Below are 25,444 nucleotides of genomic sequence, written 5' to 3'. Positions count from 1 at the left end.
GGGGCCAGTTCACGGCGATGCTCGCCTACAAGGCCGCCCGGTACGGCCGCACGCTCGTCAGGATCGACCGGTGGTTCCCGTCCTCGAAGCTGTGCTCTGCATGCGGGACCGCCGCCGAGTCGATGCCGCTGCACGTCCGGTCGTGGTCCTGCCTGTGCGGGGCGGCCCACGACCGGGACATCAACGCAGCCAAGAATATTCTGGCCGCCGGACGGGCGGACAGGCTAAACGCCTGTGGAGGCCGGGTAAGACCATCGATCGCGGTGGCACAGGCCGACGAAACAGGAAGCCACAGAGGTGCCGCGTGAAGCGGCACGGGCTGAATCCCCGGCCTTCAGGCCGGGGAGCGCGTCAAACCACCCACCTCGGCTTCGCTCTCGGCTTCAGCGCCGCGCCCGCCTTCGCCGACGTCGTACGCGGCCCGCTGCGGCTGCTGCTGTCCGGTCCCAGCAGCTCCGGCGCCCGCGCCACCCCCGGTCACGCCTCCGGCGCCGGCCGCAACCGCATCCACCTCATCGTCGACGACCTGGACGCCGGGATCGCCCGGTTGCGCGACGCCGGCCTGACGTTCCACAGCGACCTGGTCACCGGCCCCGGCGGCCGCCAGATCCTGCTCGCCGACCCCGCGGGCAATCTCGTAGAACTGTTCCAGTCCGCTGCCACACGCACGGCCTGAACCGTGACCGCCACACCCGAGGTGCCGCTGCAGGTGCTGTCGGCCCGCGCCGGGCGGTTCGGTGACCGCACGATCGTCAGCCGATCTCGACGTTCGTTCTGAGGGAGGTCGTCGTGGTCGGCACACCCACCGGTCAGGGGCTGCTGGAGCGCCGCCTGGGGCTGCCCGACGCGGTCGGCATCGGGTTGGGGTCGATGATCGGCGCCGGGGTCTTCGCCGCTTTCGCGCCGGCGGCGCGCGCGGCCGGCGCCGGGCTGCTGATCGGGCTGGTGCTGGCGGCGGTGGTGGCCTACTGCAACGCCACGTCCTCAGCTCGGCTGGCCGCCCGCTATCCCGCCTCCGGTGGCACGTACGTGTACGGGCGCGAACGCCTGGGCGACTTCTGGGGTTATCTGGCCGGGTGGGGGTTCGTGGTCGGCAAGACCGCCTCGTGCGCGGCGATGGCGCTGACCGTGGGTTCCTACCTGTGGCCGCAACACATGCACGCGGTCGCGGTGGCCGCCGTGGTGGCGCTGACCGCGGTCAACTACGCCGGGATGGCCAAGACGGTCCGGCTGACCAGAGTGATCGTCACCGTGGTGCTGACCGTACTGGCCGCGTTCGTGGTCATCTGTCTCACCTCCGGCACGCCGCAGGCCGCACGCCTGGACGTCGCCTCCGATGCCACCGTGTCCGGGATCCTGCAGGCGGCGGGCCTGCTGTTCTTCGCCTTCGCCGGGTACGCCCGCATCGCCACGCTCGGGGAGGAGGTGCGGGACCCGGCCCGGATCATCCCCAGGGCCATCCCCATCGCATTCGGACTCACCCTGGTCGTGTACGCGGCGGTCGCGGTGGCGGCGCTGACCGTGCTGGGCAGCACGGGCCTCAGCCAGGCGACCGCCCCGCTCGCCGACGCCGTGCGCGCCGCCGGGCTGCCCGCTCTGGCGCCGGTGGTCAACGTGGGCGCCGCGGTGGCCGCGACCGGTTCGCTGCTGGCGCTGATCCTGGGCATCTCGCGTACCACGCTGGCCATGGCGAGAGACCGGCACCTGCCGCATGTGCTGGCCGCCGTCCACCCCCGCTTCAAGATCCCGCACCGCGCCGAGCTGCTCATCGGCGCGGTCGTGGCCATCCTGGCCGGTACGGCGGACCTGCGCGGCGCGATCGGCTTCTCCTCCTTCGGCGTGCTGGTCTACTACGCCATCGCCAACGCCTGCGCCTGGACCCTCACGCCCGGCGAGGGCCGCCCTCCGCGGTTCGTCCCCGCCCTTGGCCTGGCCGGCTGCCTGATCCTCGCCTTCTCCCTGCCCCTGACCTCAGTGATCACGGGCGCCGCGGTGCTGGCCTCCGGCGCCGCCGCGTACGGACTCCGGCGGGCGATCGTCAACCGCTCCTCATGACCGAACGACCGACCGACCTTGGGGAGTCTCCGATGAGAGATCGGCGCAGTCCCACACGACCCCGTACCGGATCGACAATGCTGCCTGACCTTGTTCGTGGGCCGCTCGGCCGGGTCTCCGCGAGTGCGGTCGTGCTCATGCTCCTGGTGACCGGCTGCTCAGAACGGTCATCCGCGGAGGCGGAACCATCTGCTCAGCTGCCCGCGCCTTCTTCGTCGGCGCGGCCGATGGTCGACTTGCGAAAGAAGGTGAACGGGAAGGTTCTTCTTCATCACGTCGCCGACAGCAACGAGGTTGCATGGTCCGGCGAGCTCAAGGTGGGGAACGCGTACAAGATCGCTGTGGATTGCGCTGGTTCCCGTGGGAAGCTGGCGATCACGATCAGCGCGAGCTTCCGGACACTGCGGCAGTGCGCTGCGGGCTACACCACGTTCACCCTTGACAACTACCCGGTCGGGAAACCGGAACGACGCACGCTGACGGTCAAGGCTCCGTCCGGTGCTCGGTGGGCGGTGTTGGTGGCCGGACTCTCGTGACCTCACATGGCTTCAGGACGGCACTCGCTCCGCTACGGCACCTGAACGAGGATTGACGCATGAGTGAAGCCAAGGACGGCACGTGCACGGTGGCCAGGAAGGCTGAGTACGTGCTGGAGTTCGAGGACACCTTCGACGGGGGCGGGCTCGATGAGCGGCGCTGGATTCCGCGTTATCTGCCGCAGTGGACCACACGCGCTGCCTCGGCGGCGCGGTATCGCGTGGGCGACGGCTGCCTGCGTCTGCTGATCGAGGAGGACCAGCCGCCGTGGTCGCCGGAGACGGAGGGGCGGATGCGGGTGTCCTCGCTGCAGACCGGCGTGTTCTCCGGGCCGGTGGGCAGTACCGTCGGCCAGCACGGGCGGGGCGCCGTCGTGCGTGAGGCACAGGAGGAGGTCCGGCTCTACACGCCGCACTTCGGCCTGATCGAGATGCGCGCGCGGGCCACCGATGATCCGCGTGCGATGGTCGCCCTGTGGATGATCGGCTTCGAGGACGTGCCCGAGCGGTCGGCGGAGATCTGCGTCTGCGAGATCTTCGGACGTGACGTCCGCGCGGACGCGACGGCGGTCGGCATGGGCGTCCACCCGTTCGGCGATCCCATGATCACCGACGAGTTCGCCGCCGAGGTCCTCCCCATCGACGCACGCGAGTTCCATGTGTACGCGGTCGAGTGGACCCCTGATCGGGTGGCCTTCTTCGTGGACGGCCGGCACGTCAGGACCATCCGGCAGTCCCCGGATCATCCGATGCAGCTCATGCTCGGCATCTACGAGTTCCCCGACGCGGAGGGACCCGACAGGGTGGGGCCGTACCCCAAGGAGTTCGTGGTCGACTACGTCAGGGGCTACCGACTCCAGAGGGATTGAGTCACGCCCGCTGCAGGGCGAACAGTTCACAGAGAGTCCGACCTACCGTCAGAAGGCAGGTGTCTCGGTCTCACCCGGTGGCGAGTGGGCGAGGCTGCGTTCGCCGTCGTCACCCATGACATGGTCACGCACGGCCCGAGGAACCCGAGGTCGCTACCGGCCGTCCAGGACGCTGAAGAACCAGAAGGCCAAGTACGTTCCCACGCTGGAGGCCCGCAAGCGCCAGGCCGAGAAGCGCGCTGAGGCGGCCGGGCGGGAAGCCGGAGACCATCAAGACGCATCTCGACGATCACCTGTCGGTCCACGGCGACAGCGTCAAGCCGGAAGGCCTTATCCGCTGCTCAGCCGGTTCCTCACCCGCGACAGGAGAGACTTCTTCAACAGGGTCGTCGACCACAACACCGAACTCTTCCAGGCCACGCACGCCGCCCTCGGCCCCCGGCCTGAGGCGCCCGACGGCGTGTGGCTCACCGACTACCCGGACGATTCGGCGTGCCACGAGGACCTGTTCGACCCGACCTCGGTCGACGAGGAGTCGCACCCGGCCGACACCGCGAACCGTCCCGCCGTGTACCGCTGGCGGATGGCCGGCCGGCGCGTTCCGGTGCGCGGGTCGCTGTCATGGCTTGAACCTCACGCGGTGTGATGATGCATCGTGGCCACATGACCCCTTCAGCAACCTGGAAAGTGGGCCGGCTCGCGGAGGCCGGCGGACTGACCGTGCGCATGCTGCACCACTGGGACGCCATCGGTCTGCTCAGCCCGTCACAGCGCACCACGGGAGGACACCGGGAATACACCGAGGACGATCTCGTACGTCTCTATCAGGTGCTGGCGCTGCGCAGTCTCGGGCTGGCGCTGGACACCATCGCCGTCTGCCTCGACGCGGGCGTCGATCCGACACGGCTGGTGCGTGATCACCTGGCCGGGGTGGAGGCGTCCATGGCCGCGCTCGAGGTCCTGCGCGAGCGGCTCGTGCGGCTCGGCGAGGAACTGTCGAGCGACCGGGCCCCGGCGTCCACGACTCTGCTCGATGCGCTGCAGGCGATCGGCGGCACCGGTCCGGGGAGCGAGCACACGTTGGGCCGCCATCTGGATGCCGACCAGAGACAGGTCCTGCGGGCTCGTGCCTCGGCCCTGGGGCCCGCGATGCATTACCTGCTCGAGATCGAGTGGCCCGAGCTGTACCGGAGAGCCGAACGACTCCGTGGGGCCGGTACTCCTGCCACTGATCAGAAGTCCGCCGGCTGGTGGCCCGTATGGACGAGCTCAGCGCGTTGTTCACCGGTGGCGATGCCGGCATCTCGGCCGGTGTGCGGGCTGCCTGGCACGACGATCCGGCCGCCGTGTCAGGGGAAGCCGACGCCCCGGCCGACGACTGGCGAGAGCTGGCCGAGTACCTGGACCGCGCCCGCCACAGCCCCGCCTGACCTGTCGCCGTCATCCCGATCTGCCCGAGCGGTTTGATCTTGAACCGTCGAACCCGTACGCGTATCGCCCTGATCTCTACGGTCCCCACGCTCATCGCGTTTCCTGCGATCTGTCTCCTGGCCGCGGTCGGCGCGGTGCCGTGGGCCCTGCTCCTCGCCCTGCCGGTGGCGCTCGCGGTGCACGCCGCTGTCAACGCCTCCCGCCTGGATCACGGCCTGTCGAAGGCGCCTGACCGCCACGTGAGCGGACGCGGTTCCCTGTAGTCGCCGCAACGTGCCGGACGCCGCCGCCCCACCCACACAACCGCCGTTCCCATGGCGAGTCGGAGAGTGAGCGCGGGGCGTCAGCGGGCGCGGAAGGCCACCGCCGTGGTCGAGCTGATCGCCGTGACCACGACGACCGTGAGCAGGACGGTGCCGAGGGGGTTGGGGCGTCGCTTCTGCTGTGCGGGGAGCACGAGCCGGTCGTGCGCCACCGGTGTCTTCTTCGGCGTGGGCGTGACGGTGGGCGGCTGGACCGGGCCGACGAGCGGCACCGCCACCCGCCGCCGGCCGCGTGGGCACTCGCCGATCTGGACCTCGGACCGGGCCTTCTCGGCGCACACGCCGCCGGGATAGATCGTGACGTGCGGCACGGTGACGGCGGGGTCGGCGCGCCGGTTGCCGCCCGGCACGGCGATCGAGACCCTGGGCCCCGGCGTGCGGCGTACCGACACCTTCGGCACCTTGACCGTCGGCCCCACCGTGACCCGTTTCGGCGGCGCGGGCCGCACCGGCGCGCGTACGGACGGCATGACGGGCCGCGCGGGACCCCTGGGCACCCCCCGCGGCCACGCGGCGCGGCCGGAGTCGGGCATCCGGCCGTTCCAGCCGCCCGTGCCCGGCATCGGGGGCGGGTTCTGCGCCGCGGCGGCGGGGACGCCGACGGCTATCGCGATCAGGGCGGCGACCAGGAGCAGCGGCGCGTGGCTGCCTCGCACCGTCACATCCCCCCGGAGATCCGGATGAACTCCTGCAGCGCTCCCTGGAAGGCGTCAGGGGCCACCGCCAGCGGGCCGGCGAACGCGCGCGAGATGTCCCACGACAGGTAGGTGCCGAACCCGAGCAACCCCGCCATGGCCACCAGCGGCAGGATGGCGAGCCCGCGGGGCCTCGCCCCGGCGAGGAACGGGAACAGGACGACGAGCACGCCGGTGAGGACCGTCAGGTGCAGCACCCCGTCGGGCGGCCGTGCGGCGGCATCGGCGGTGCGCTGGGCGCGGGCGCTGGACATCGAGCTGAGGTGCTGCAGGACCGCCGCCTTGGCGTCCTCCTCGTCGTCGGTGCCCGGCTTCAGCCCCTGGACCAGGCCACGCAGCTCGTCGACGCGCTCGCCGCCGAGCGGGTGCATCTTGCCCTCGGACATGAGCGGCCACTCGTCGCGCGTGACGAACGCCATGTAGTCGCGCAGGCCCTTGCGTAGCTCGTCGGACGCCGTTGCTGGCAGCTCGGAGGCCGCCCAGTAGGCGTCGACCGCGGCCTGGCTCTCGGCCTGGGTGTTGAGCCGCGCGGAGTCGGCGGTCGTCCACGGCACGATGATCGCGATGGCGAACACCAGCAGGAACATGGCCGACAACATGGCCCCGGCGTGGCCGGCCGACGGGCCGCTGGGGTCGCGGTCCTCGCCCGCGTTCTTCACCTTCCTGAACACCAGCGCCGTGAGCGCCACCACACCCACCGCCGCCACGATCGAGAGTGCGTACGCCAGCATGAGAATCTCCCGAACCTGTTGTCGATACGTAGCGTCACATTACTATCACACAGTGCAATGATGGCGTCAGGCCAGGATCGTTAAAGTTCCGGGCAGGCTCGTCCCTGCCGCTGCTCGGCTGGTGGACTCCGCGGTCAGCGAACGGGCAGCGCCGCGCGGCCGTCCTGGACGGATCGCCGGGCCCTGACAGCCGGGCGCCACAAATGTCCAGACGACCGCTGACTTCGCGAGAAATGCGGCGACCATGTACGGCGTGAATCTCAACGGCCGCACCTTCGTGATGGTGAGCTCGACGGCGAGCACGGTGAACCCCGACAGTCCCACGCAGTTCGAGTACAGCGAGCGCGACGGGGTGGTGTGGGGCAGCTACACCGGCGACACCGTGACCCACGGACACTTCGTCGGCACGCGCGACGGCGACCAGGTGACCATCTCGTACGCGCACGCGCTCGTCGCCGGCGGCAATGCCGGCGGCCGGAGCACCAGCCGCATCGAGACCGGCGAGGACGGCCTGCTCCGTCTGGTGGAGGAGTTCTCCTTCGAGAACGACGCCACCCGCCACACGAGCATCTGCGCCGAACTCCCCTGACCGAGCGCGGAAGCACTCGGGAGAGGGCCCGTCCCACCGGGGCCCTCTCCCGAACGGGGAACGGGTCAGGTGTCCTTGCGGAGAGCGGCGCGGCCCTCGGCGGCGCCGACGAAGCGCATCTTCCCGAGCGGGACGTCGCCCTGCGGCTCCGGGGCCGGGCGCCGTGATGTGCGGGGGCGGTCGCCGTCGCCGGGCAGGACGTACGGGCGTTTGAGCACCTCGTCCAGGATGAAGACCGTCTCGGTCGCCTTGACCGCCGGGATGTGGGCCAGCCGTTCGGTCACCATGGAGTGCACGGCGGCGACGTCGGCCACCCGGACCTGGATCATCGCGTCGTGCTGCCCGGTGGTGATCGCGCAGTACTCCACCTCGGGCATCCTGGCCAGCTCGGCCCGGAACTGCTTCCACATCTGCTGCCGTACGGTCACGAAGATCAGCGCCGTGATGCCGAGCCCCGCCCGCACGTGGTCGATCTCGGCGGTGAACCGCTTGATGGCGCCGTCGGCGCGTAACGCCTCGAAACGGGTGTAGGCGTTGGCGCGGGAGATGCCCACACGCTCGGCCAGCGCCGCGACCGAGATCCTGCCGTTCTCGCGCAGGACCTCGAGGATCTTCAGGTGGATGTGGTCGAGCTCCAGACCGATGCCGATCCGTCCAGGCTGACCGCCGCCGCCAGTCCCATTCCTAGAAATTTCACTCATCATTACCTCAAACCGCTTGATTTCCGTCTTGCCGACCGCACAGGGCCTGGACGATCTGCCGGACAATCCTCGGCATCTTTCTGCTGAACGTCCACTCTTGGAGGACTCTCATGGCGACCCGCTCGCAGACGGCGGCTCTGCTGCTCGCCGGTGCTCTGGCCCTCGCCGCCTGCGGGAGCGGCGGCGCTTCCCCGTCGCCCTCCGCCTCCGGCGGGTCCAGGACCCTCGTCATCGACACGTCCTTCGACCTCAAGACGGCCGACCCCGGACGCACGTACGAGCCCACGGGGCTCATCGTCGGCAAGGCCGTCTACGAGACGCTGCTGACGTTCGACGGGGCCGACGTGACGAAGCCGGTGCCGGCCCTGGCCGAGTCGTACGAGCTGTCCGAGGACGGCAGGACGCTGACGCTCAAGCTGCGGCAGGGCGCCACGTTCGCCGACGGCTCGCCGGTGACGGCCGACGACGTGGTGTTCTCGCTCACGCGTGTACGCGACATGAAGGGGACGCCGTCGTTCCTGCTCGACGGCGTCGACGTCGCGAAGACCGACGACTCGACGATCACGCTCACGTCGAAGACGGCCAACCCAACGCTGCCGTTCATCCTGCCGAACCCGGCGCTCGGCATCATCAACAGCAAGCTGGCCCAGCAGCACGGCGCCACCACCGACCCACAGGACAAGGCCGAGCAGTACCTGAACTCCTCCTCGGCCGGCTCGGGGCCGTACCAGATCGAGTCCTTCAACGTGAGCAGCCAGGTCACGCTCAAGGCGAACCCTGCGTACCACGGCACGAAGCCCGCCTACGACCGGGTCGTCATCCGCAACGTCGAGGCGGCCACGCAGAAGCTGAACGTCTCGCGCGGCGACAGCCAGATCGCCCTCAACCTGTCGGGCGACCAGGTCGCCGGCATGCCGGCGACGCTGCAGGTGACGAAGACCCCCTCGGCCAACGTCATCTTCCTGCTGGCCAACCAGGACTCCGCGGTCAGCGGCACCACGACGAACGCCAAGTTCGTTGAGGCCGTGCGCAAGGGCGTCGACTACGCCGGGCTGCTGGAGCTGGCCGGCGAGGGCTCGGCCCTGGCGCCTGGCATCATCCCGTCGCAGCTCCTCGGCGCGCTGCCCGCCTCGCAGGCGCCCGCGCGCGACCTGGAGGGCGCCAAGGCGGCGCTGGCGGCCAGCGGGCTCGGCAACCCGACGGTGAAGCTCGAGTACCCGAGCGAGCTGACCGTGAACGGCCTGTCGTTCCAGCCGCTGGCCGAGCGCATCCAGGCCAACCTCAAGGAGGTCGGCATCACGGTGGACCTCCAGCCGGCGCCGGTCACGACGGCCCTGGACAACTACCGCAACGGCAAGGAGGAGATGGGCCTGTGGTACTGGGGCCCCGACTACCCCGACCCCAGCGACTACCTGCTCTTCCTGCCCGGCAAGACGGTCGGCCTGCGGGCCGGCTGGAAGGAGGGCGCGAGCAAGGAGGTCGAGGAGTCCGGCGAGAAGGCCGCGGCGGCGATCGGCGACGAGGCCCGCACGGCCGCGTACGCGGACATGCAGAACCAGCTCAACGCCGCAGGGCCGTTCGTCCCGCTGCTGCAGCCGAGCCAGAACATCGTGACGGCCGCCTCCGTGACCGGGCTGGCCTACCACCCCGTGTGGACGGTAGACATCGCCGACCTCGGCGTGAAGTAGGAGCCTCAGGTGTCCGACACTCCGGACTCGCCGCCTCCCGTCCCGGACACCCGGGCAGGGAGGCGGCCCAAGGCGCACCCGCTCGCACGGTTCCTCGTGCGGCGGGTGCTGCTCGCCCTGCTGATGGCGTGGGGCATCACGCTGGTGACGTTCGTGCTGACGAACCTCGTGCCCGGTGACCCGGTGGCCGCGAACCTCGGCCAGCGCGCGCTGGGCGACCCGGCGATCGTCGCCCAGTGGCGCGCCGAGCACGGCCTCGACCAGCCGCTGTGGCAGCAGTACCTGATCCATCTCCAGGGCCTGCTCCACGGCGACCTCGGGATGAGCCAGCAGAGCCACCGGCCGGTCAGCGAGGACCTCGCCGAGTTCGTCCCCGCGACGCTGGAGCTGGCGGGCGCGGCGATCCTCGTCTCGCTCGTGCTGGGCGTGGCGTTCGGCGTCGTGGCGGCGCTGCGCCGCGACCGGCTCTCCGACCACGCGCTGCGGGTGCTCAGCCTGATCGGCATCTCGGTGCCGACGTTCTGGCTGGCGCTGGTGGCGTTCTACGTGTTCTTCTACCGGCTGCAGCTCACCCCGGGCAGCGGCCGGGTGGACGTCGCGCTCGGCCCGGCCCCTCCGGTGACCGGGCTGCAGACGGTGGACGCGCTGCTGGCGGGCCGCTGGGACATCTTCTCCTCCGCCCTCGCCCACCTGGCCACGCCCGCGCTGGTGCTGGCGCTGTACACGATCGGCCTGCTCACCCGCTTCACCCGCTCGGCGGTGCTGGAGGTGCTGGGGCAGGACTACGTGCGCGCCGCCCGCGCCAAGGGCCTGCCCGGCCGGGTGGTCCTGTTCCGGTACGTCCTGCGCTCGGCCCTGGTGCCGATCATCACCGTGGCGGGCCTGGCCTTCGGCAGCCTGCTGTCGGGGACGGTGCTGGTCGAGGCCATCTTCGCCTGGCCCGGCATCGGCCAGTACGCCTACAAGAGCGCCACCACCCTCGACCTGCCCGCCGTCATGGGCGTCGGACTGGTGGTCGGCGCCGTCTACCTCGTCATCAACCTGGCCGTGGACGTCCTGTACGGCGTCATCGACCCGCGAGTGAGGCTCAGATGAGACGGCGGGACCCCCTGGCCCGCAAGGGCCTGCTGAAGCGGCTGCCCGTGGCGTGGCGGCAGCCGCTGGCCGTCGTCGGCGCGGTGCTGGCCGTCGCCTGGCTGGTGATCGCGCTGGCCGCGCCGGTGCTCGCGCCGCACGACCCGCTCGCCCAGGACCTGCCGCGGCTCGCGGCCCCAGGGCCCGGCCACTGGTTCGGCACCGACCAGCTCGGACGCGACATACTCAGCCGGGTCATCCACGGGGCCCGCGTGACGATCCCGCTGACGCTGCTGCTGGTGGCGCTGTCGGTGCTGATCGGCGGGCTGCTGGGCGCGTGCGCGGGCTACTTCGGCCGCTGGGTCGACGAGACGATCATGCGGGTGGCGGACCTGGTGTTCGCGTTCCCGACCGTGATCCTCGCCATGGTGGTGGCCGCGGCGCTGGGCGCGAGCCTCGCGAACGCGGTGCTCGCCGTGCTCGTCGTCGCCTGGCCGGCGTACGCGCGGGTGACGCGCGGGCTCGTGCTCGGGGTGCGGGAGCGGGAGTTCGTGCTGAGCGGACGGCTGCTGGGCTTCTCTGCGTGGCGCTCGCTGCGGGTGGACGTCCTGCCGAACGTGACCGGCCCGGTGCTGGTGCTCGCCACGCTGGACATCGGGACGGCGCTGCTGCTGCTGTCCGGCCTGTCGTTCCTGGGCCTCGGCGCCAAGCCGCCGTCGCCCGAGTGGGGGGTGATGGTGGCCTCGGGCGTGGAGGTGTTCGACAGCTGGTGGGTGGCGACGTTCCCCGGTCTGGCCATCTTGACCGTGGTGCTCGCGTTCAACTTCCTGGGCGACACGCTGCGCGACGCCCTCGACCCCCGTACCGCCCGCGCGATCAAGGAGCGTGCGCTGTGACGCTGGACATCACCGCGCTGCGGGTGTCGATCGGCGGCAGGGAGATCCTGCACGGCGTCGACCTGCGGCTGGAGGCCGGACGGGTGCACGGGCTGGCCGGGGAGAGCGGGTCGGGCAAGACCATGACCGGGCTCGCGGTGCTGGGGCTGCTGCCGCACGGCGCGCGCGCCTCGGGCGCGATCCGGCTCGGCGACCGCGACCTGCTGTCGCTGCCGGCCAAGGAGCTGAACCGGGTACGTGGCGGCGAGGTCGCGATGGTCTTCCAGGACCCGGCGACGAGCCTGCACCCGATGCTGACGGTCGGCCGCCAGCTCACCGAGCACATGCGGCACCACCTGAGGCTGGGGCGGGCCGAGGCGCGGGCGCGGGCCGTCGACCTGCTGGCCAAGGTCCGGATCCCGGCGCCCGAGGAGGCGTACGGGCGGTACCCGCACCAGTTCTCCGGCGGGATGCGGCAGCGCATCGCGATCGCGATCGCGCTGGCCTGCTCGCCGAAGGTGCTGATCGCCGACGAGCCGACGACGGCGCTGGACGTGACGGTGCAGGCGGGCGTGCTGCGACTGCTGCGCGGGCTCTGCGACGAGCTGGGCCTCGCGGTGCTGCTGGTGACGCACGACCTCGGCGTCATGTCGGCGGTCGCGGACGAGGTGAGCGTCATGAAGGACGGCCAGGTGGTGGAGTCGGGCCCGCGCGGCAACGTGCTCCGCACCCCGTCCCACCCCTACACCCGCACCCTCCTCGCCTCCCTCCCGACCCCACCCCCCGAACCCGATTCCCCGGCTGGACCCTCGTCCGGGTCTGATGCGGAGGCGCGATGAGTCTGCTGGCGATCGACGACCTGGTCGTGGAGCATCGTTCCCCTGGGCGGCCCGTCGTGCGTGCGGTCGCGGGGGCGAGCCTCACGGTCGCTCCCGGTGAGGTCGTGGGGCTGGTCGGCGAGTCGGGGTGTGGCAAGTCGACGCTGGCCAGGGCGGTCTGCGGGCTGAACCCGGTCACCAACGGCTCGATCACGTTCGACGGGGAGCCCGTCACCCCGCTCGGCCTGCGCCGCAGGAAGCTGACCGGCATCCAGATGGTGTTCCAGGACCCGTACGCGTCCCTGAACCCGCGCCGCAGGGTGGGCGACCAGATCGCCGACGGGCTGCGGACCGCGCGCGACACCACCACCTCCCCCGCCGACCTGCTGGAACGGGTCGGGCTGCCGCGCGAGTACGCCGACCGGCACCCGCACGAGTTCTCGGGCGGCCAGCGGCAGCGCATCGCCATCGCGCGGGCCCTGGCGGCCCGGCCGCGGCTGCTCATCGGCGACGAGCCGATCTCCGCGCTGGACGCGTCCGCGCAGTCGCAGGTGGCCGCGCTGATGCGGGACCTGGCCGTGGAGTCGGGCGCGGGGCTGCTGTTCATCAGCCACGACCTGTCGGTGGTCCGGCTCGTCGCCGACCGGATCGCGGTCATGTACCTGGGCCGGATCGTCGAGGTGGGCGCGACGGCGGAGGTGTGGGCGCGCCCGCGGCACCCGTACACGCGGGCGCTGCTGCGGGCGGTGCCCCAGCCGGACGGGCTCGGGGTGCTCCCCGCCGAGTTGCCGGGCGACGTGCCCGACCCGGCGAACCCGCCCGGCGGGTGCCGGTTCCATCCGCGCTGCCCGCTCGTGATGGACGTGTGCCGCGACAAGGACCCGGACTTCGGCCCGGTCGCCTGCTGGCTGCACGAGCCGAAGTGACCGGGGCCGACCCGCCTTCCCGGCCCACGGGCCAGGAGAAGCCGCCACCTCAGCCCACACCGCGGCCGGGGAGCCGGCAGGCCTCACGGCTCGGGGCTGTGCGGGAGGCGATGGCGCGGGCGGGGGTCGACGCGATCGTGCTGCGTCCTTCCCCCGACTACCGGTTCCTCGGCGGTCACGGCGGCGGGTACCTCGTGGTGACGGCGGACGCGCTGGCGCACACCGCCGATCCGGCCGCGTTCGTGCCCGGCGACGCCCGCCGGGTCGGCGTGGACCCGGAGATGCGGGTGCGGGAGCTGTTCGGGCTGGCGGTGGAGGCCGAGCTGGTGCCCGCGTCGTCCGTGCTCGCGCCGCTGCGGCTGCGCAAGGAGCCGGACGACCTCGCGGGCATCGAACGAGCCGTCGCCGCCGCCGAGTCGGTGCTGGGGCAGGCGCGGGAGCTGGCGTGGTTCGGCGCGACGGAACGCGCGATGGCCCGCCGGCTCGGCCTCCTGCTCGGCGAGTCGGGCTGCGAGGAGGTGCTGGCACTGGGCGTGGCGGCCGGCGAGCACACGGCCAGCCCCGCGCACGCGCCGAGCGAGCGCGTGATCAACCCGGGGGACGCGCTGACGGTGTCACTGTGCGGGCGGTGGGGCGGCTACTGCGCGGAGGTGGCGAGGGTCTTCGCGGTGGCCGAGCCGCCGGACGACTTCGAGGCGATGTACTCGGTGGTGCTGGCCGCCCACGACGCCGGCCTGTCGGCGCTGCGGCCCGGCGTGCCGGTGTCGGACGTCGCCCTGGCCGTCCGCGAGGTGATCGACGGCAGCGGCTACGGACGGTTCGCGGCGCGCCACGTGGGCCGCGGCATCGGCTTCGGCCCCGACGAGGGCCCGCGACCCGGCGAGGACACCGTGCTGGCGGCCGCGATGACGTTCTGCCTGGAGCCCGCCGTCCACGTGCCGGATCTGTTCGGGGCCCGGCTGGCGGACGTGGTCGCGTGCACGGGCGGCGGCCCGGTCACGCTGGGTTCCGCGGCGCGGACCCTCCACGTGCTGGAACGGTGATCCGCCACCCTGCGTGACCTCGGATGGAGCAGCTGAAGGCGGCCTACGGCGCGAACCTGCGCAAAGGGGCGTTATCGTGAGCATCCTTCGGCTCCGTGGTCCCGGGCGTGGCTGCTCGGGTCTTCCCCCGCACGAGAATGGATGATCAACATGGTTCGTACCCCGGGACGGCGGGTCGCCGTGTTCGGTGCCGGATACATCGGTCTGGTGACCGGCGCCTGCTTCGCCGAGCTGGGTCACCAGGTGGTGGTCCGCGACATCGACCCGGAGAAGGTCGCCCTCCTGCGGTCCGGCGAGGTGCCGATCTACGAGCCCGGGCTCGGCGACATGATCGCCGGTAACAAGGAACGCCTGTCCTTCACCCTCGACCTGGATGAGGCGCTCGACGGGGCCGAGATCGCGTACGTCTGCGTCGACACCCCGCCGTCGGCCTCCGGCGACGCCGACCTGTCGCGGCTGTGGACGGTCCTGCGGTCGCTGGAGGGCGCGACGCACCTCAAGGCCGTCGTGGTGAAGTCGACCGTGCCGGTGGGCACCGGCGCCCGCGTCCGCACCGCGCTCGACCAGGCCGGCCTGGCCCACGTCGGCTACGCCGCCAACCCCGAGTTCACCGCCGAGGGGCGCGCGGTGGACGACTTCATGCACCCCGACCGGGTCGTCATCGGGGCCGAGGACGACGCGGCCGCCCGCCTGATCGAGGAGCTGCACGCCGGCGTCGACGGGCCCGTCGTCGTCATGGACGTGCGCTCTGCCGAGATGGTGAAGCTGGCCTCCAACGCGCTGCTCGCCACGAAGATCAGTTTCATCAACGAGATCGCCACCCTGTGCGAGAAGACGGGCGCCGACGTCGAGGAGGTCGCCAGGGCGGTCGGCCTCGACCACCGGCTCGGGCCGCACTTCCTGCGTCCTGGCATCGGCTGGGGCGGCTCCTGCTTCCCGAAGGACTCCGAGGCGCTGCGCCAGCTCGCCAGCAACACCGGCTACCACCTGCAGCTGCTGTCGGCCGTGATCGAGGTCAACAACCTGCAGAAGCGCCGGGCGATCCAGAAGCTGAAGGACGAGCTCGGCACGCTGGCGGGCATGCGCGTCGCGCTGCTCGGGCTGACGTTCAAGCCAGGTACCGACGACATGCGCGAGGCCCCGAGCACGGTGCTGGCCTCCCGGCTGCTGGCCGAGGGCGCCGAGGTGCGCTGCTGGGACCCGATGGCGCGCCCGGCCGCCGCCGAGCCGTGGTCCTCGACGAGCCGGCACGAGACACCCGAGCTGGCGCTGGAGGGCGCGGACGCGGCGATCGTGGTCACCGAGTGGCCGCAGATCAAGGAGGTCGACTGGGCGCACGCGGCGGCGGTGATGCGCCGCCCGGTGCTGTTCGACGGACGCAACCTGCTCGACCCGGCCTCGATGCGGGAGCTCGGTTTCACCTACATGGGGGTCGGGCGCCCGTAGCGGCGCGGGAATAATCCGTTGCGGTGCGGCGCTGATCGCCGCACTATGTTCGTCATGTTCCGGTACGCCCACCTCGCGACGCCCGCACTGCCGGGCGCGCTCGGGCGTGCCCTCGACGGCCTGGAGCGCTGACCTCTTCCCGTACGTCCCTGAGTGACCCGGCGGGGGGAGGTTGCCGACCCGACGGGTCACCAGTACTCCGGTTCCGGAAAGGGAAGGGACATGGCCAAGCAGGCCTACGTTCGCAACAAGCCGCATCTCAACATCGGCACGATGGGGCACGTCGACCACGGCAAGACCACGCTGACCGCGGCCATCACGAAGGTGCTGGCCGCGCGCGGGCAGGCCACGTACACGCCGTTCGAGCGGATCGACCGCACCCCGGAGGAGGCCTCCAGGGGCATCACGATCAACATCTCGCACGTCGAGTACGAGACCGACACCCGGCACTACGCCCACGTCGACATGCCGGGGCACGCCGACTACGTGAAGAACATGATCACGGGGGCGGCGCAGCTCGACGGCGCGATCCTCGTCGTGTCCGCGCACGACGGCATCATGCCGCAGACCAGGGAGCACCTGCTGCTGGCCCGGCGGGTCGGCGTCGAGCACCTCGTCGTCGCGGTCAACAAGGCCGACGGCGCCGACCCTGAGCTCGTCGACCTGGTCGAGCTGGAGCTGCAGGAGCTGCTGTCCGAGCACGGCTACCTGGACGTCCCGATGGTGCGCGTCTCCGGGCTGCGGGCTCTGGAGGGCGACCCCGTCTGGACGGCGTCGGTCGAGGCGCTGCTGCGCGCGGTGGACGAGCACATCCCCGTGCCCGTGCGGTACGTGGACGCGCCGTTCCTCATGCCGGTCGAGAACGTGCTGACGGTCACCGGCCGCGGCACGGTCGTCACCGGCGCGATCGAGCGCGGCACGGTACGCGTCGGCGACCCGGTCGAGGCGGTCGGGCTCGGCGACGGGTTCTCCGCCGTCGTGACGGGCGTGGAGACGTTCGGCAGGACGATGGAGCGCGGCGAGGCCGGCGACAACGCCGCCGTGCTGCTCCGCGGCGTGCGCCGCGAGCAGGTGCGGCGCGGCATGGTGCTGGCGGCGCCCGGCACCCAGCGGGCGCTCGCGTCGTTCACGGCCCGGGTCTACCTCCTCACCACGGAGGAGGGCGGACGGCGCGGGCCGATCGCGTCGGGTTACCGGCCGCAGTTCTACCTGCGCACCACCGACGTGCCCGGGGAGCTGACGCTGCCCGAGGGCGTCGCCGGGCCGGGCGACACCGTGGAGGTGACGGTGCGGCTGGGGAAGGCGGTGGCTCTGGAGCCGGGGCTCGGCTTCGCGATCCGCGAGGGCGGCCTCACCGTGGGCGCCGGCACCGTCCTCACCGTCCCCGCCTGACACGCCGACGGGCCGGGGCAGCAAGCCCCGGCCCTCTAGCCTCGGCCTCGCTCCAGCCCCCGGCGGGGGCTGGAGCTGGCGGGGGCGGACTCCAGCCCTTCTCCCGGTCAGGAGGGGTCGAAGCGAAGGCGCAGCGTGGCCGGGCGGGCCATCAGGTCGTAGACGGGCAGCGGGCCCGGTCCGCACGTGGCCGTGCCGATCCCCTGCTGGGCGAGGTCCAGGTGGAGGTGCACCCGCTCGCCCGGCACCAGGTCGGGCAGGTGGCGGGCCTCCGCCAGCTCGTCGGTGCTCCACCGCCGGACGCTCAGCCCGTACTCCGGCTCGCCCGACACCCGGAACGCCCCGAGGTCGGCCCAGCGCACGCCGGCGCGCCGCCCGTTCTCCTGCGGCATGACGTACGGGATCTGGAGCTCCTCGACGGTGGCCGACCAGCGGCCGATCCGCGTGGCGAGCCCGGTGTCCTGGTACGCCTCGCCGGGCCCCTGACCGAACCAGGTGACCCGCTCGACCGCGTCGCCGGGCAGCGACATGGTGACGCCGATCGCGGGGATCGGGTCGGGCCACTCCCCGTCGGGCTCGATGTCCAGCTCCAGCCGCAGCCCGCCGTCGAACGTCCACCGGTACGTGGCCCACATGCCGAGGTCGGTCGCGGCGGGCGCCACCCGGGTGCGGACGGTGAGCCCGTCACCGGTGGCGACGTCGTCCACCCGGTGGGTGAGCCGGTGCAGGCCGAGCGCGCGCCACCGGCCCTCGAGGCCGCCGTAGCGGTCGTTGTCGGTGGGCGCGCGCCACAGGTCCAGCCGCGGCCCCTCGACGTCGAGCCCGAACAGCCGGGTGAGCCGTCCGGTGGCCGCGTCGAACGCGCACCCGCCGGCGGTCAGCTCGCCGCCGTCGCGCACGAACGCCGGACCCGCAGGACCGCGGGACGGGGTCGCGGGGCCGGCGAGCCGCGTCTGCCCCCAGGCCACCTCGTGCCCGGCAGGGGCCCACGGCAGGTCGCCGGCCAGCACGGCGCGCACGGTGAGCCACCGCTCCCCGTCGGGGCCGCCCGTGAGGTCGGGCAGCTTGCACTCGCCGCCCGCGGCGGGCACCTCGAGCCGGTGCTCGGCCACCGTCGCGCCCTCGACCGTCACCGTGGCGACGAACTCGAGGTGCGACAGGTCGGCGAAGCCGTGGCCGTTGACGACGCGGACGAAGCCGTCGCCGAACGCGAACCGTACCGGCTCGAAGACCTTCTTCAGGTCGAGCAGGCCGGGCGACGGGGTGCGGTCGGGGAAGACCAGACCGTCGATCACGAAGTTGCCGTCGTGCAGCGGCTCGCCGTAGTCGCCGCCGTAGGCGTACCCGAGCTCGGGGTGGACGAGGCCGTGGTCGATCCACTCCCACACGAAGCCGCCGGCCAGGCGCGGGTAGCGCTCGAACAGCTCCTGGTACTCGGCCAGGCCGCCGGGGCCGTTGCCCATGGCGTGGGCGTACTCGCACTGCAGGAACGGCATCCGCCGCCGCCGCGCGTCGAGCTCGGCGTCGTCGAGCGGGTCCTCCTCGCCCCGGCCGATCGCCTCGACCTCGGCGTGGGTGGCGTACATGCGGGAGTAGACGTCGGTGTGCGCGCACGACCGGTCGCCCTCGTAGTGCAGCGGCCTGGACGGGTCGCGCTCGCGCGTCCAGTCGGCCATGACGGCGAGGTTGCGGCCGACGCCGGCCTCGTTGCCGAGCGACCACATGATGACGCTGGGGTGGTTCTTGTCGCGCTCGACCATGCGCCGCATGCGGTCGAGCAGCGCGTCGGCGTAGCGGGGGTCGTCGGTGGGGTTGCCGCGCCAGCCGACCTCGCCGAAGCCGTGCGTCTCCAGGTCGCACTCGTCGATCACCCACAGGCCCAGCTCGTCGCACAGGTCGAGGAAGGCGGGGTGCGGCGGGTAGTGGCTGGTCCTGACCGCGTTGACGTTGTGCCGCTTCATGAGCAGCACGTCCTCGCGCATGGTCTCGTACGGCACCGCGCGGCCGTGCTCGGGGTGGAACTCGTGCCGGTTGACGCCCTTGAGCAGCAGCGGCCGGCCGTTGGCGAGGAGCACGCCGTCCTCGATGGAGATCGTGCGGAAGCCGACGCGCAGCCGGACCGTCTCCTCGGGGAGGGTCAGCTCGGCGTCGTACAGGCGCGGGGTCTCGGCCGTCCACGGCTCGACGTCGAGGGTGACCTCCTCGCCCGGCCGCAGGCCGGTGACGCCGAGCTCGGGGACGCTCAGCGTGCCGGAGCCGTCGAAGCTGAGCCGTCCGCGGCCGTCCTGGTACGCGGCGTGCACGAAGACGTCGGCGGAGGAGCGGGTGAGCGTGACGTCGCGGAAGATGCCGGGCAGCCACCACATGTCCTGGTCCTCCAGGTAGGTGGCGGCCGACCACTGGTGGACGCGGACGGCCAGCACGTTGCGCCCCGGCCGCAGGTGGGGGCCGGCGTCGTACTCGACGGGCAGCCTGCTGCCGGTCGAGAAGCCGAGCTCGTGGCCGTTCAGCCAGACGCGGGTGAAGGAGTCGGACCCCTCGAACCGCAGCCTGCCGCCCGTCCATCCGTCGGGCAGGTCGAAGACGCGCCGGTGGTCACCGGTCGGGTTCTCGTTCGGGACGTGCGGCGGGTCGACGGGGATGGGGTAGCGGACGTTGGTGTACGCGGGCGCGCCGTGGCCGTGCAGGACCCAGTGGGCGGGGACCGGCAGGTCGTCCCAGGATGAGTCGTCGTACCCGGGGTCGGCGAAGTCGGCGGGGACGTCGGCGGTCGGCGAGAGGCGGAACCGCCACGTCCCGTTGAGGTCGAGGGCGGGAGCGTCGGAGCGAAGGGCTGCCCGGGGTTCGAGACGGCCCGAACCGGGGGTGAAAGTTTCGAGATCCATCGTGGCCGAGCCTAGAGCTTGGCGGCGGTTTCGTCATGTATGAGTTTGGTGTCCTTCTCGGCGCGCGGCCTCTGTTGCCGCCTCGACGGTGTGGTCGCCGAACCGGCCGGACGAGGCGGCCGCGAGGTACCCCGCCAGCAGTACCTCCGCGACCGCCCCCACGCTGTCGTCGCCGGGCAGGAAGGCGGGGCTGTGCAGCCCGGCCTCGGTGTCCACGCCGACGAACATCATCAGCGACCGCGCCACCTCGCCGTACCTGGCGAAGTCGTCGGCCCCGCACGAGCGCAGCTCGTCGGTGACCTCCCAGCCGTGCGCGCGCAGCAGCTCCCCGGTCTCCGCGGTCAGCAGCGGGTCGTTGACCAGCACCGGTTCGCCGTAGCGCAGCTCCACCTCGGCCGCGCACCCGTACGACCTGGCGGTGTCCTCGACGACCTGGACGAACCTCCGGCACATCCGGTCGCGAAAGCCCGGCGACATCGTCCGCAGCGTGCCTCTCGCGGTGGCCTCGCGGGGCACCGCGTTCGGCGCGGTTCCGGCGTTCACGGTGCCGAACGTCACCACGGTCGGCACCATGGGGTCGGCGAACCGGCTGACGATCTGCTGCGCCGACACGATCACCTGCGCCATGGCGAGCACGGGGTCGCGGGTGAGGTGCGGGTAGGCGGCGTGGCCCTCGGCCCCGGTCACGGTGACCGTGAACGCGTCGGCCGAGGCGTTCACCGCTCCGGGGGTGCAGGCCACGGTGCCCGCCGGGAGCAGCGGCTGCACGTGCGCCCCGACCATGGCGTGCACGCGATGCCGTTCGAGGACGCCTGAGCCGACGACGTCGAGCGCGCCCGAGGGCTGGGACTCCTCGCGCGGCTGCAGCACGACCAGCAGCGGCGGCGCGAACGGCTCCCCTGCCGGGGCGGCGCGCCCCTCGTGGACGGCGCTCACCTGCGTTCGGGCGACGGCGCGGGCGAGCGCCACCACGGCGGCCAGGTGCACGTCGTGACCGCAGGAGTGCATGGCGCCGTTCGTGGCCGCCCACGCCACCCCGGTGCTCTCGTCCATCGGCAGGGCGTCCAGCTCGCCGCGCACGGCCACGCACGGGCCTGGGCCGCCGATCCGCAGGACGGCGCCGGTGCCGGCCACGCGCTCCACGGCCGGGCCGGACAGCGACCCGGGGAAGACGCCCAGCAGGCCGCCGAGCACGCGTTCGAGCGTGGGGCCCTCGTGACCGGACACGCGCGGCCAGGCGTGCAGCTCCCGTCGCAGCGCGACCGCGGCCGGAACCTCCCTGCGCAGCGCCGCCCGCAGTTCCTTCTCGGCGTCGGCACGGCGTCCGTTCACCCTCACCCGTCACGCACCCCCATCACAGTCCGGCTGTCCGGGAACGCCCAGGCCGTAGACGCGCCGGGCGTTCCCGCCGCCCACCATGGCCGCCACCCGCGCCGCCTGCGCGGCCGACCACTCCCCCTCGGTCACGAAGCCGCCCAGCACCCGCTGCATCGCCCGCCGCCACAGCTCCGCCCCGAGGTAGTGCAGCTCGGCAGGCCCGAACCCGTCGGAGGAGAACAGCACCTTCGCGAACGGCGCGAGTTCCAGGCTCTCCGCCACCAGCGCGTCGGCGCGCGCGCCCGAGAAGTGGACGCCGAGCCCCACGTCGAAGAACACGTTCGGGTACGCCTGGGTGAGGAACCCCGCGTTCCGCTGGTACGGGTAGCAGTGCAGCAGCATGATCGGCACCCCGGTGGGCTCGGCCAGCTCGATGAGCCCGCGCAGCAGCAGCGGGTCGCAGCGGCGCAGGTCGACGTCGGGGTCGCCGTACCCGATGTGGAACTGCAGGGGCAGCCCGCGTTCGAGGCCGCACCAGACGAGGTGGCGCACCAGCACGGGGTCGTCCAGCCGTCCGCCCCCTGCGGCGAGCCAGCGTCCGGCGGCCTGCGTGACCTCCTCGGACGGCGGCGGCGTGGGGTCGAAGTCGAGGCCGCAGCGGTAGGCGGCGACGGTCTTGAGGCCGCGCGCCGTCCGCGTGCGTTCCCACAGCGCCTCCTCGAACCGCCGGGCGAACGCGGCCGCTCCGCACCCGTCGGCCGCCACCTGCTCGGCCACCGCCTCGAGCCGCACCACCTCGTCGGCGGGCACGCCGGTCAGCTCGGCCATCCCGGACGGGCCGAGCACCTCCCCGGCCCGGTAGCCGGTCTCGACGAGGAAATGGCCGATCCTGGCGGCGCCGAGCAGGGTGCGGCTGATCTCGGCCGCGCCGAGGCGCGCGCGGCGCGCGAGGTACTCCTCGGGGGTGCAGGACGGCTGCAGTCCCAGCAGGGGCGCGCAGTGGCGCAGGATGGCGAAGCCGACCTGCGAGTCGAACTGGGTCATCCACTCCGGCACCGGCCGGTCGGACTCGGTGATCAGCGCCTCGAACGCCGCGCGCGGCAGGGTCTGCGTGGACACGCCGTGCGCGTGGTGGTCGACGAGGGGCAGCCCCTCGATGGCGAGGGCCAGCTCGCCGGGCACGAGATCGAGTCCGATCGACACTGGCGGCCCCTCCCCCGTCGGATCTCGTACCCTCGGGACCCTTTCCCCGACCGGGAGCGGACGAACACGGGCCGGACGCCTGTAGCAGCAGTTTGCGCGACGATCCGCATGGCCGCCCCGGCGGGCGGGAACGACGACGGCTGTCCGAGGTGCCGATCGCCGAGGGGGCGAAGAGCCTGAGCGACCACATCGAGGGCGCTCCGAGCGAGGCGTCCGCCCACTGGATCGACCGCGCGACGGTGGCCTGGCGGGTCGAGCCGTCGCTGCGGCACTGTCTCGTCCTCAGCGCGGGCCGGCGCCCGTCCCACCCGGATGCTCCGGAGGGCGACGAGCGGCACATCGCGCTGCGGCCTGGGACGTTCGACGCGGAGCAGCTGCGCCGGTGGCCGCACCTGGCCGGCCGTACGGCCCTCACCGTCGACCCGCGTGACATCGGCCTGGCCGCCGAGGCGCTGCGCGGCCGGGTCGTCGCCGCCGCCTGGGACGCCGGCGGCACGCTCGCGGCCGTGACCGGGGTGCAGATCCCCGGCGTGCTGGACGACCTGTACGCGGCGGCGGCCACCGTCCCGCTGGGCCAGAACGGCGGCCTGTTCCCCAGGCTGTCGCTGTGGGCGCCGACCGCGCGCACGGTCGAACTCGTCCTGTACGGCTCCCGCCGCACCGTGCACCGGATGCGGCGCGACGACGCGACCGGCGTGTGGTCGGTGCGCGGCCTGCCCACCTGGTACGGCCGCGCGTACACGTTCCAGGTCACCGTCTACTCCCCCGCCGCCGGCGAGGTGGTCACGAACGAGGTCACCGACCCGTACGGCGTGCTCGTCACCCCCGACGGCGCGCGCAGCGTGCTCACCGCGCCGGACGCCGCCGCGCACAAGCCGCCCGGCTGGGACCGCCTGGCCAAGCCCGCCGCCGTGCCCCTCGAACGGGCCGTGATCTACGAGTTGCACGTGCGCGACTTCTCCGCCTCCGACGCGACCGTCCCGCAGGAGCTGCGCGGCACGTACGCGGCCTTCGGGGTGGACGGCGCCGGGACGCGCGAGCTGCGGGCGCTGGCCGCCGACGGAGTGACGCACGTCCACCTGCTGCCGGTGTTCGACTTCGCGACGGTGCCCGAGCGGCGGGCCGACCGCGTCGAGCCGGACTGCGACCTCGCCGCGCTGCCCCCCGACTCCGAGCTGCAGCAGGAGTGCGTCGCCCGCACCGCCGCCACCGACTCCTTCAACTGGGGGTACGACCCGTTGCACCACTCGGTGCCGGAGGGCTCGTACGCGACCGACCCCGACCAGCGGATCAGGGAGTTCCGTGGCATGGTCGCCGCGCTCAACCGGGCCGGGCTGCGGGTGGTCATGGACGTCGTGTACAACCACACCTACGACATCCGCGTGCTCGACCCGATCGTGCCCGGCTACTACCACCGGCTGCTGGACGACGGCACGGTGGCGACGTCCACCTGCTGCCCCGGCCTCGCGCCCGAGCACCTGATGGCCGGCCGTTACGTGGTGGACTCGGTGGTGATGTGGGCGCGCCGCTACCGGGTCGACGGGTTCCGCTTCGACCTCATGGGACACCACCCGAAGGCCAACATCCTCGCCGTCCGCCGCGCGCTCGACGCGCTCACCCTCGACCGCGACGGCGTGGACGGCCGCGCCGTCGTCCTGTACGGCGAGGGCTGGGACTTCGGCGAGGTGGCCGGCGGCGCGCGGTTCGAGCAGGCGACGCAGACGCGCATGGCCGGGACCGGCATCGCCACGTTCAGCGACCGGATGCGCGACGCGGTGCGCGGCGGCGGCCCGTTCGACGCCGACCCGCGCGTGCAGGGATTCGGCTCCGGGCTGGCGGGCGACCCGAACGGCTCCCCCGCGGGCGGCGGCCCCGAGCAGCAGCGGGCACGGCTGGCCCACTACTGCGACCTGATCCGGGTCGGGCTGACCGGCAGCCTGGCCGACTACGTGCTGCCGTCCGGGGTGCGGTCGTCCGAGCTCGACTACAACGGCGGGCCCGCCGGGTACACGGCCGCTCCCGGCGAGGCCGTCACGTACGTGGACGCGCACGACAACGAGACGCTGTTCGACGCGCTGGCGTACAAGCTGCCGCAGCACACCTCGATGGACGACCGGGTGCGCATGCAGCTGCTGTCGCTGGCGACGGTGCTGCTGGCCCAGGGGGCGGCGTTCGTGCACGCGGGGTCGGAGCGGCTGCGGTCGAAGTCGCTCGACCGCAACTCCTACGACTCGGGCGACTGGTTCAACCGGCTGCTGTGGGACTGCTCGCAGGGCAACGGCTTCGGCGCGGGCCTGCCGCCCAGGGCCGACAACGAGGCGCGCTGGCCGTACGCCCGCCCGTTGCTGGCCGACCCCGCGCTGCGGCCCGGCTGCGCGGCGATCGACGCCGCCCGCGCCGGGTTCGGGGAGCTGCTGCGGATCCGGGCCTCCTCGCCGGCGTTCGCGCTGGGGTCCGCCGACGAGGTACGGCGGCGGCTGTCGTTCCCCGGCTCGGCGGACGGCGTGATCGCTCTGCACGTCAGGACGGACGGTCTCGACCCGCGCTGGTCGTCCGTCACGGTCGTCTTCAACGCCACACCGCACCCGCAGGTCCAGGACGTCCCGGTCGCGCCAGGGGAGACGCTCGCGCTGCACCCCGTCCAGGCGGCCGGACACGACCCCGTCGTGCGCGCGTCGGCGTACGACCCGGCCACCCGCGCGCTCACGGTCCCGGCGCGGACGGTCGCGGTGTTCGTCGGGTCTCCTGCCGGGTAGGGCATCCCTGATGCGGGTATGTCCCGCAGCACTGGCGTTGTGCCGCACGGCGACGCAGACTGGATAGACGGCGATCGCGTGGAGCAGTGGA

The 25,444-nt window shown here is 72.6% G+C and carries 24 protein-coding genes; 18 read left to right on the top strand and 6 right to left on the bottom strand.

Annotated elements, in window-relative coordinates; translation table 11 throughout:
• The 8 genes from BLR04_RS08800 to BLR04_RS08770 form a co-directional block, all read left to right on the top strand.
• Positions 1-308 (top strand): zinc ribbon domain-containing protein (locus tag BLR04_RS08800; protein ID WP_143021992.1); only part of this gene is annotated, 308 nt, incomplete at its 5' end.
• Entirely contained in the window at positions 305-676 is a 372-nt protein-coding gene (locus tag BLR04_RS08795; RefSeq protein WP_245740119.1) for a VOC family protein, read from the top strand. The genes BLR04_RS08800 and BLR04_RS08795, both read left to right, overlap by 4 nt.
• 113 nt (positions 677-789) lie before the next feature.
• Positions 790-2,055, top strand: coding sequence for an APC family permease (locus BLR04_RS08790; RefSeq protein ID WP_090761505.1), 1,266 nt, complete (start codon positions 790-792; stop codon positions 2,053-2,055).
• Between the two features lie 137 nt (positions 2,056-2,192).
• Positions 2,193-2,591: a hypothetical protein gene (locus BLR04_RS39555; protein WP_143021991.1), complete on the top strand. Its 399-nt coding sequence runs from the start codon at positions 2,193-2,195 to the stop codon at positions 2,589-2,591.
• A 59-nt stretch (positions 2,592-2,650) separates the two neighbouring features.
• The gene (locus BLR04_RS08785; RefSeq protein ID WP_176903004.1) at positions 2,651-3,460 is read left to right on the top strand and encodes a glycoside hydrolase family 16 protein; all 810 of its coding nucleotides are present in this window, start codon (positions 2,651-2,653) and stop codon (positions 3,458-3,460) included.
• A 115-nt stretch (positions 3,461-3,575) separates the two neighbouring features.
• Positions 3,576-4,106, top strand: coding sequence for a hypothetical protein (locus tag BLR04_RS39550; protein ID WP_143021990.1), 531 nt, complete (start codon positions 3,576-3,578; stop codon positions 4,104-4,106).
• A gap of 17 nt (positions 4,107-4,123) precedes the next feature.
• Positions 4,124-4,927: a MerR family transcriptional regulator gene (locus BLR04_RS08775; protein ID WP_218128771.1), complete on the top strand. Its 804-nt coding sequence runs from the start codon at positions 4,124-4,126 to the stop codon at positions 4,925-4,927.
• A gap of 2 nt (positions 4,928-4,929) precedes the next feature.
• Entirely contained in the window at positions 4,930-5,154 is a 225-nt protein-coding gene (locus BLR04_RS08770) for a hypothetical protein (protein ID WP_090761502.1), read from the top strand.
• Between the two features lie 80 nt (positions 5,155-5,234).
• Here the strand turns inward: BLR04_RS08770 and BLR04_RS08765 are convergent, their stop codons facing one another.
• Positions 5,235-5,870 carry a hypothetical protein gene (locus tag BLR04_RS08765; RefSeq protein WP_143021989.1) on the bottom strand — a complete coding sequence of 212 codons (636 nt, stop codon included), beginning with the start codon at positions 5,868-5,870 and terminating at the stop codon, positions 5,235-5,237.
• 2 nt (positions 5,871-5,872) lie between these two features.
• Positions 5,873-6,640, bottom strand: coding sequence for a bestrophin-like domain (locus BLR04_RS08760; RefSeq protein WP_090761498.1), 768 nt, complete (start codon positions 6,638-6,640; stop codon positions 5,873-5,875).
• Positions 6,641-6,893: 253 nt separating this feature from the next.
• Between BLR04_RS08760 and BLR04_RS08755 the strand changes: the two genes are divergently transcribed.
• Positions 6,894-7,229: an avidin-fold protein gene (locus BLR04_RS08755; RefSeq protein ID WP_245740118.1), complete on the top strand. Its 336-nt coding sequence runs from the start codon at positions 6,894-6,896 to the stop codon at positions 7,227-7,229.
• Between the two features lie 65 nt (positions 7,230-7,294).
• On the opposite strand, the gene BLR04_RS08750 is transcribed toward BLR04_RS08755, so the two are convergent.
• The gene (locus BLR04_RS08750) at positions 7,295-7,930 is read right to left on the bottom strand and encodes an Lrp/AsnC family transcriptional regulator (protein WP_090761601.1); all 636 of its coding nucleotides are present in this window, start codon (positions 7,928-7,930) and stop codon (positions 7,295-7,297) included.
• A 110-nt stretch (positions 7,931-8,040) separates the two neighbouring features.
• On the opposite strand from BLR04_RS08750, the gene BLR04_RS08745 reads away from it, so the two are divergent.
• From BLR04_RS08745 to tuf, 8 genes are all read left to right on the top strand, one after another.
• The gene (locus BLR04_RS08745) at positions 8,041-9,618 is read left to right on the top strand and encodes an ABC transporter substrate-binding protein (protein ID WP_090761496.1); all 1,578 of its coding nucleotides are present in this window, start codon (positions 8,041-8,043) and stop codon (positions 9,616-9,618) included.
• Between the two features lie 9 nt (positions 9,619-9,627).
• Positions 9,628-10,713 (top strand): ABC transporter permease, encoded by a 1,086-nt coding sequence (locus BLR04_RS08740; RefSeq protein WP_090761494.1) that lies wholly within the window; start codon positions 9,628-9,630, stop codon positions 10,711-10,713.
• On the top strand, positions 10,710-11,588 hold the full coding sequence (locus BLR04_RS08735; RefSeq protein ID WP_090761492.1) for an ABC transporter permease: 879 nt from the start codon (positions 10,710-10,712) through the stop codon (positions 11,586-11,588). Before BLR04_RS08740 ends, BLR04_RS08735 begins: the two co-directional genes overlap by 4 nt.
• The gene (locus BLR04_RS08730) at positions 11,585-12,406 is read left to right on the top strand and encodes an ABC transporter ATP-binding protein (protein WP_090761490.1); all 822 of its coding nucleotides are present in this window, start codon (positions 11,585-11,587) and stop codon (positions 12,404-12,406) included. The genes BLR04_RS08735 and BLR04_RS08730 overlap by 4 nt, the downstream gene beginning before the upstream one ends.
• On the top strand, positions 12,403-13,311 hold the full coding sequence (locus BLR04_RS08725; protein WP_090761489.1) for an ABC transporter ATP-binding protein: 909 nt from the start codon (positions 12,403-12,405) through the stop codon (positions 13,309-13,311). Before BLR04_RS08730 ends, BLR04_RS08725 begins: the two co-directional genes overlap by 4 nt.
• Positions 13,312-13,409: 98 nt before the next feature.
• On the top strand, positions 13,410-14,354 hold the full coding sequence (locus BLR04_RS08720; RefSeq protein WP_245740117.1) for a M24 family metallopeptidase: 945 nt from the start codon (positions 13,410-13,412) through the stop codon (positions 14,352-14,354).
• A gap of 150 nt (positions 14,355-14,504) precedes the next feature.
• A complete protein-coding gene (locus BLR04_RS08715) occupies positions 14,505-15,800 on the top strand; it encodes a UDP-glucose dehydrogenase family protein (RefSeq protein ID WP_090761599.1) in 1,296 nt (431 codons plus the stop codon).
• 222 nt (positions 15,801-16,022) lie between these two features.
• A complete protein-coding gene (gene tuf / locus BLR04_RS08710; protein ID WP_090761485.1) occupies positions 16,023-17,192 on the top strand; it encodes an elongation factor Tu in 1,170 nt (389 codons plus the stop codon).
• A 107-nt stretch (positions 17,193-17,299) separates the two neighbouring features.
• Here tuf and BLR04_RS08705 read toward each other — a convergent pair whose 3' ends face one another.
• Genes BLR04_RS08705 through BLR04_RS08695 form a run of 3 tightly spaced genes read right to left on the bottom strand, consistent with a single transcriptional unit; the run spans position 17,300 to position 22,597 of the window.
• Positions 17,300-20,077, bottom strand: a complete 2,778-nt coding sequence (locus BLR04_RS08705) for a glycoside hydrolase family 2 TIM barrel-domain containing protein (RefSeq protein WP_090761483.1) — start codon at positions 20,075-20,077, stop codon at positions 17,300-17,302.
• Positions 20,078-20,110: 33 nt separating this feature from the next.
• A complete protein-coding gene (locus tag BLR04_RS08700) occupies positions 20,111-21,409 on the bottom strand; it encodes a M20 metallopeptidase family protein (protein ID WP_245740116.1) in 1,299 nt (432 codons plus the stop codon).
• A 9-nt stretch (positions 21,410-21,418) separates the two neighbouring features.
• The gene (locus BLR04_RS08695; protein ID WP_245740115.1) at positions 21,419-22,597 is read right to left on the bottom strand and encodes an amidohydrolase family protein; all 1,179 of its coding nucleotides are present in this window, start codon (positions 22,595-22,597) and stop codon (positions 21,419-21,421) included.
• Positions 22,598-22,689: 92 nt separating this feature from the next.
• Here BLR04_RS08695 and pulA point away from each other — a divergent pair, with 92 nt between their 5' ends.
• Positions 22,690-25,353: a pullulanase-type alpha-1,6-glucosidase gene (gene pulA, locus BLR04_RS08690; RefSeq protein WP_176903003.1), complete on the top strand. Its 2,664-nt coding sequence runs from the start codon at positions 22,690-22,692 to the stop codon at positions 25,351-25,353.
• Positions 25,354-25,444 lie beyond the last annotated feature (91 nt).

The sequence above is a fragment of the Nonomuraea maritima genome (assembly GCF_900100395.1).
In the GTDB taxonomy this organism is placed as follows: Bacteria; Actinomycetota; Actinomycetes; order Streptosporangiales; family Streptosporangiaceae; genus Nonomuraea; species Nonomuraea maritima.
The sequence above is the reverse complement of the archived record's forward strand: the minus strand, read 5'-3'. Positions and strand labels throughout refer to the sequence as shown.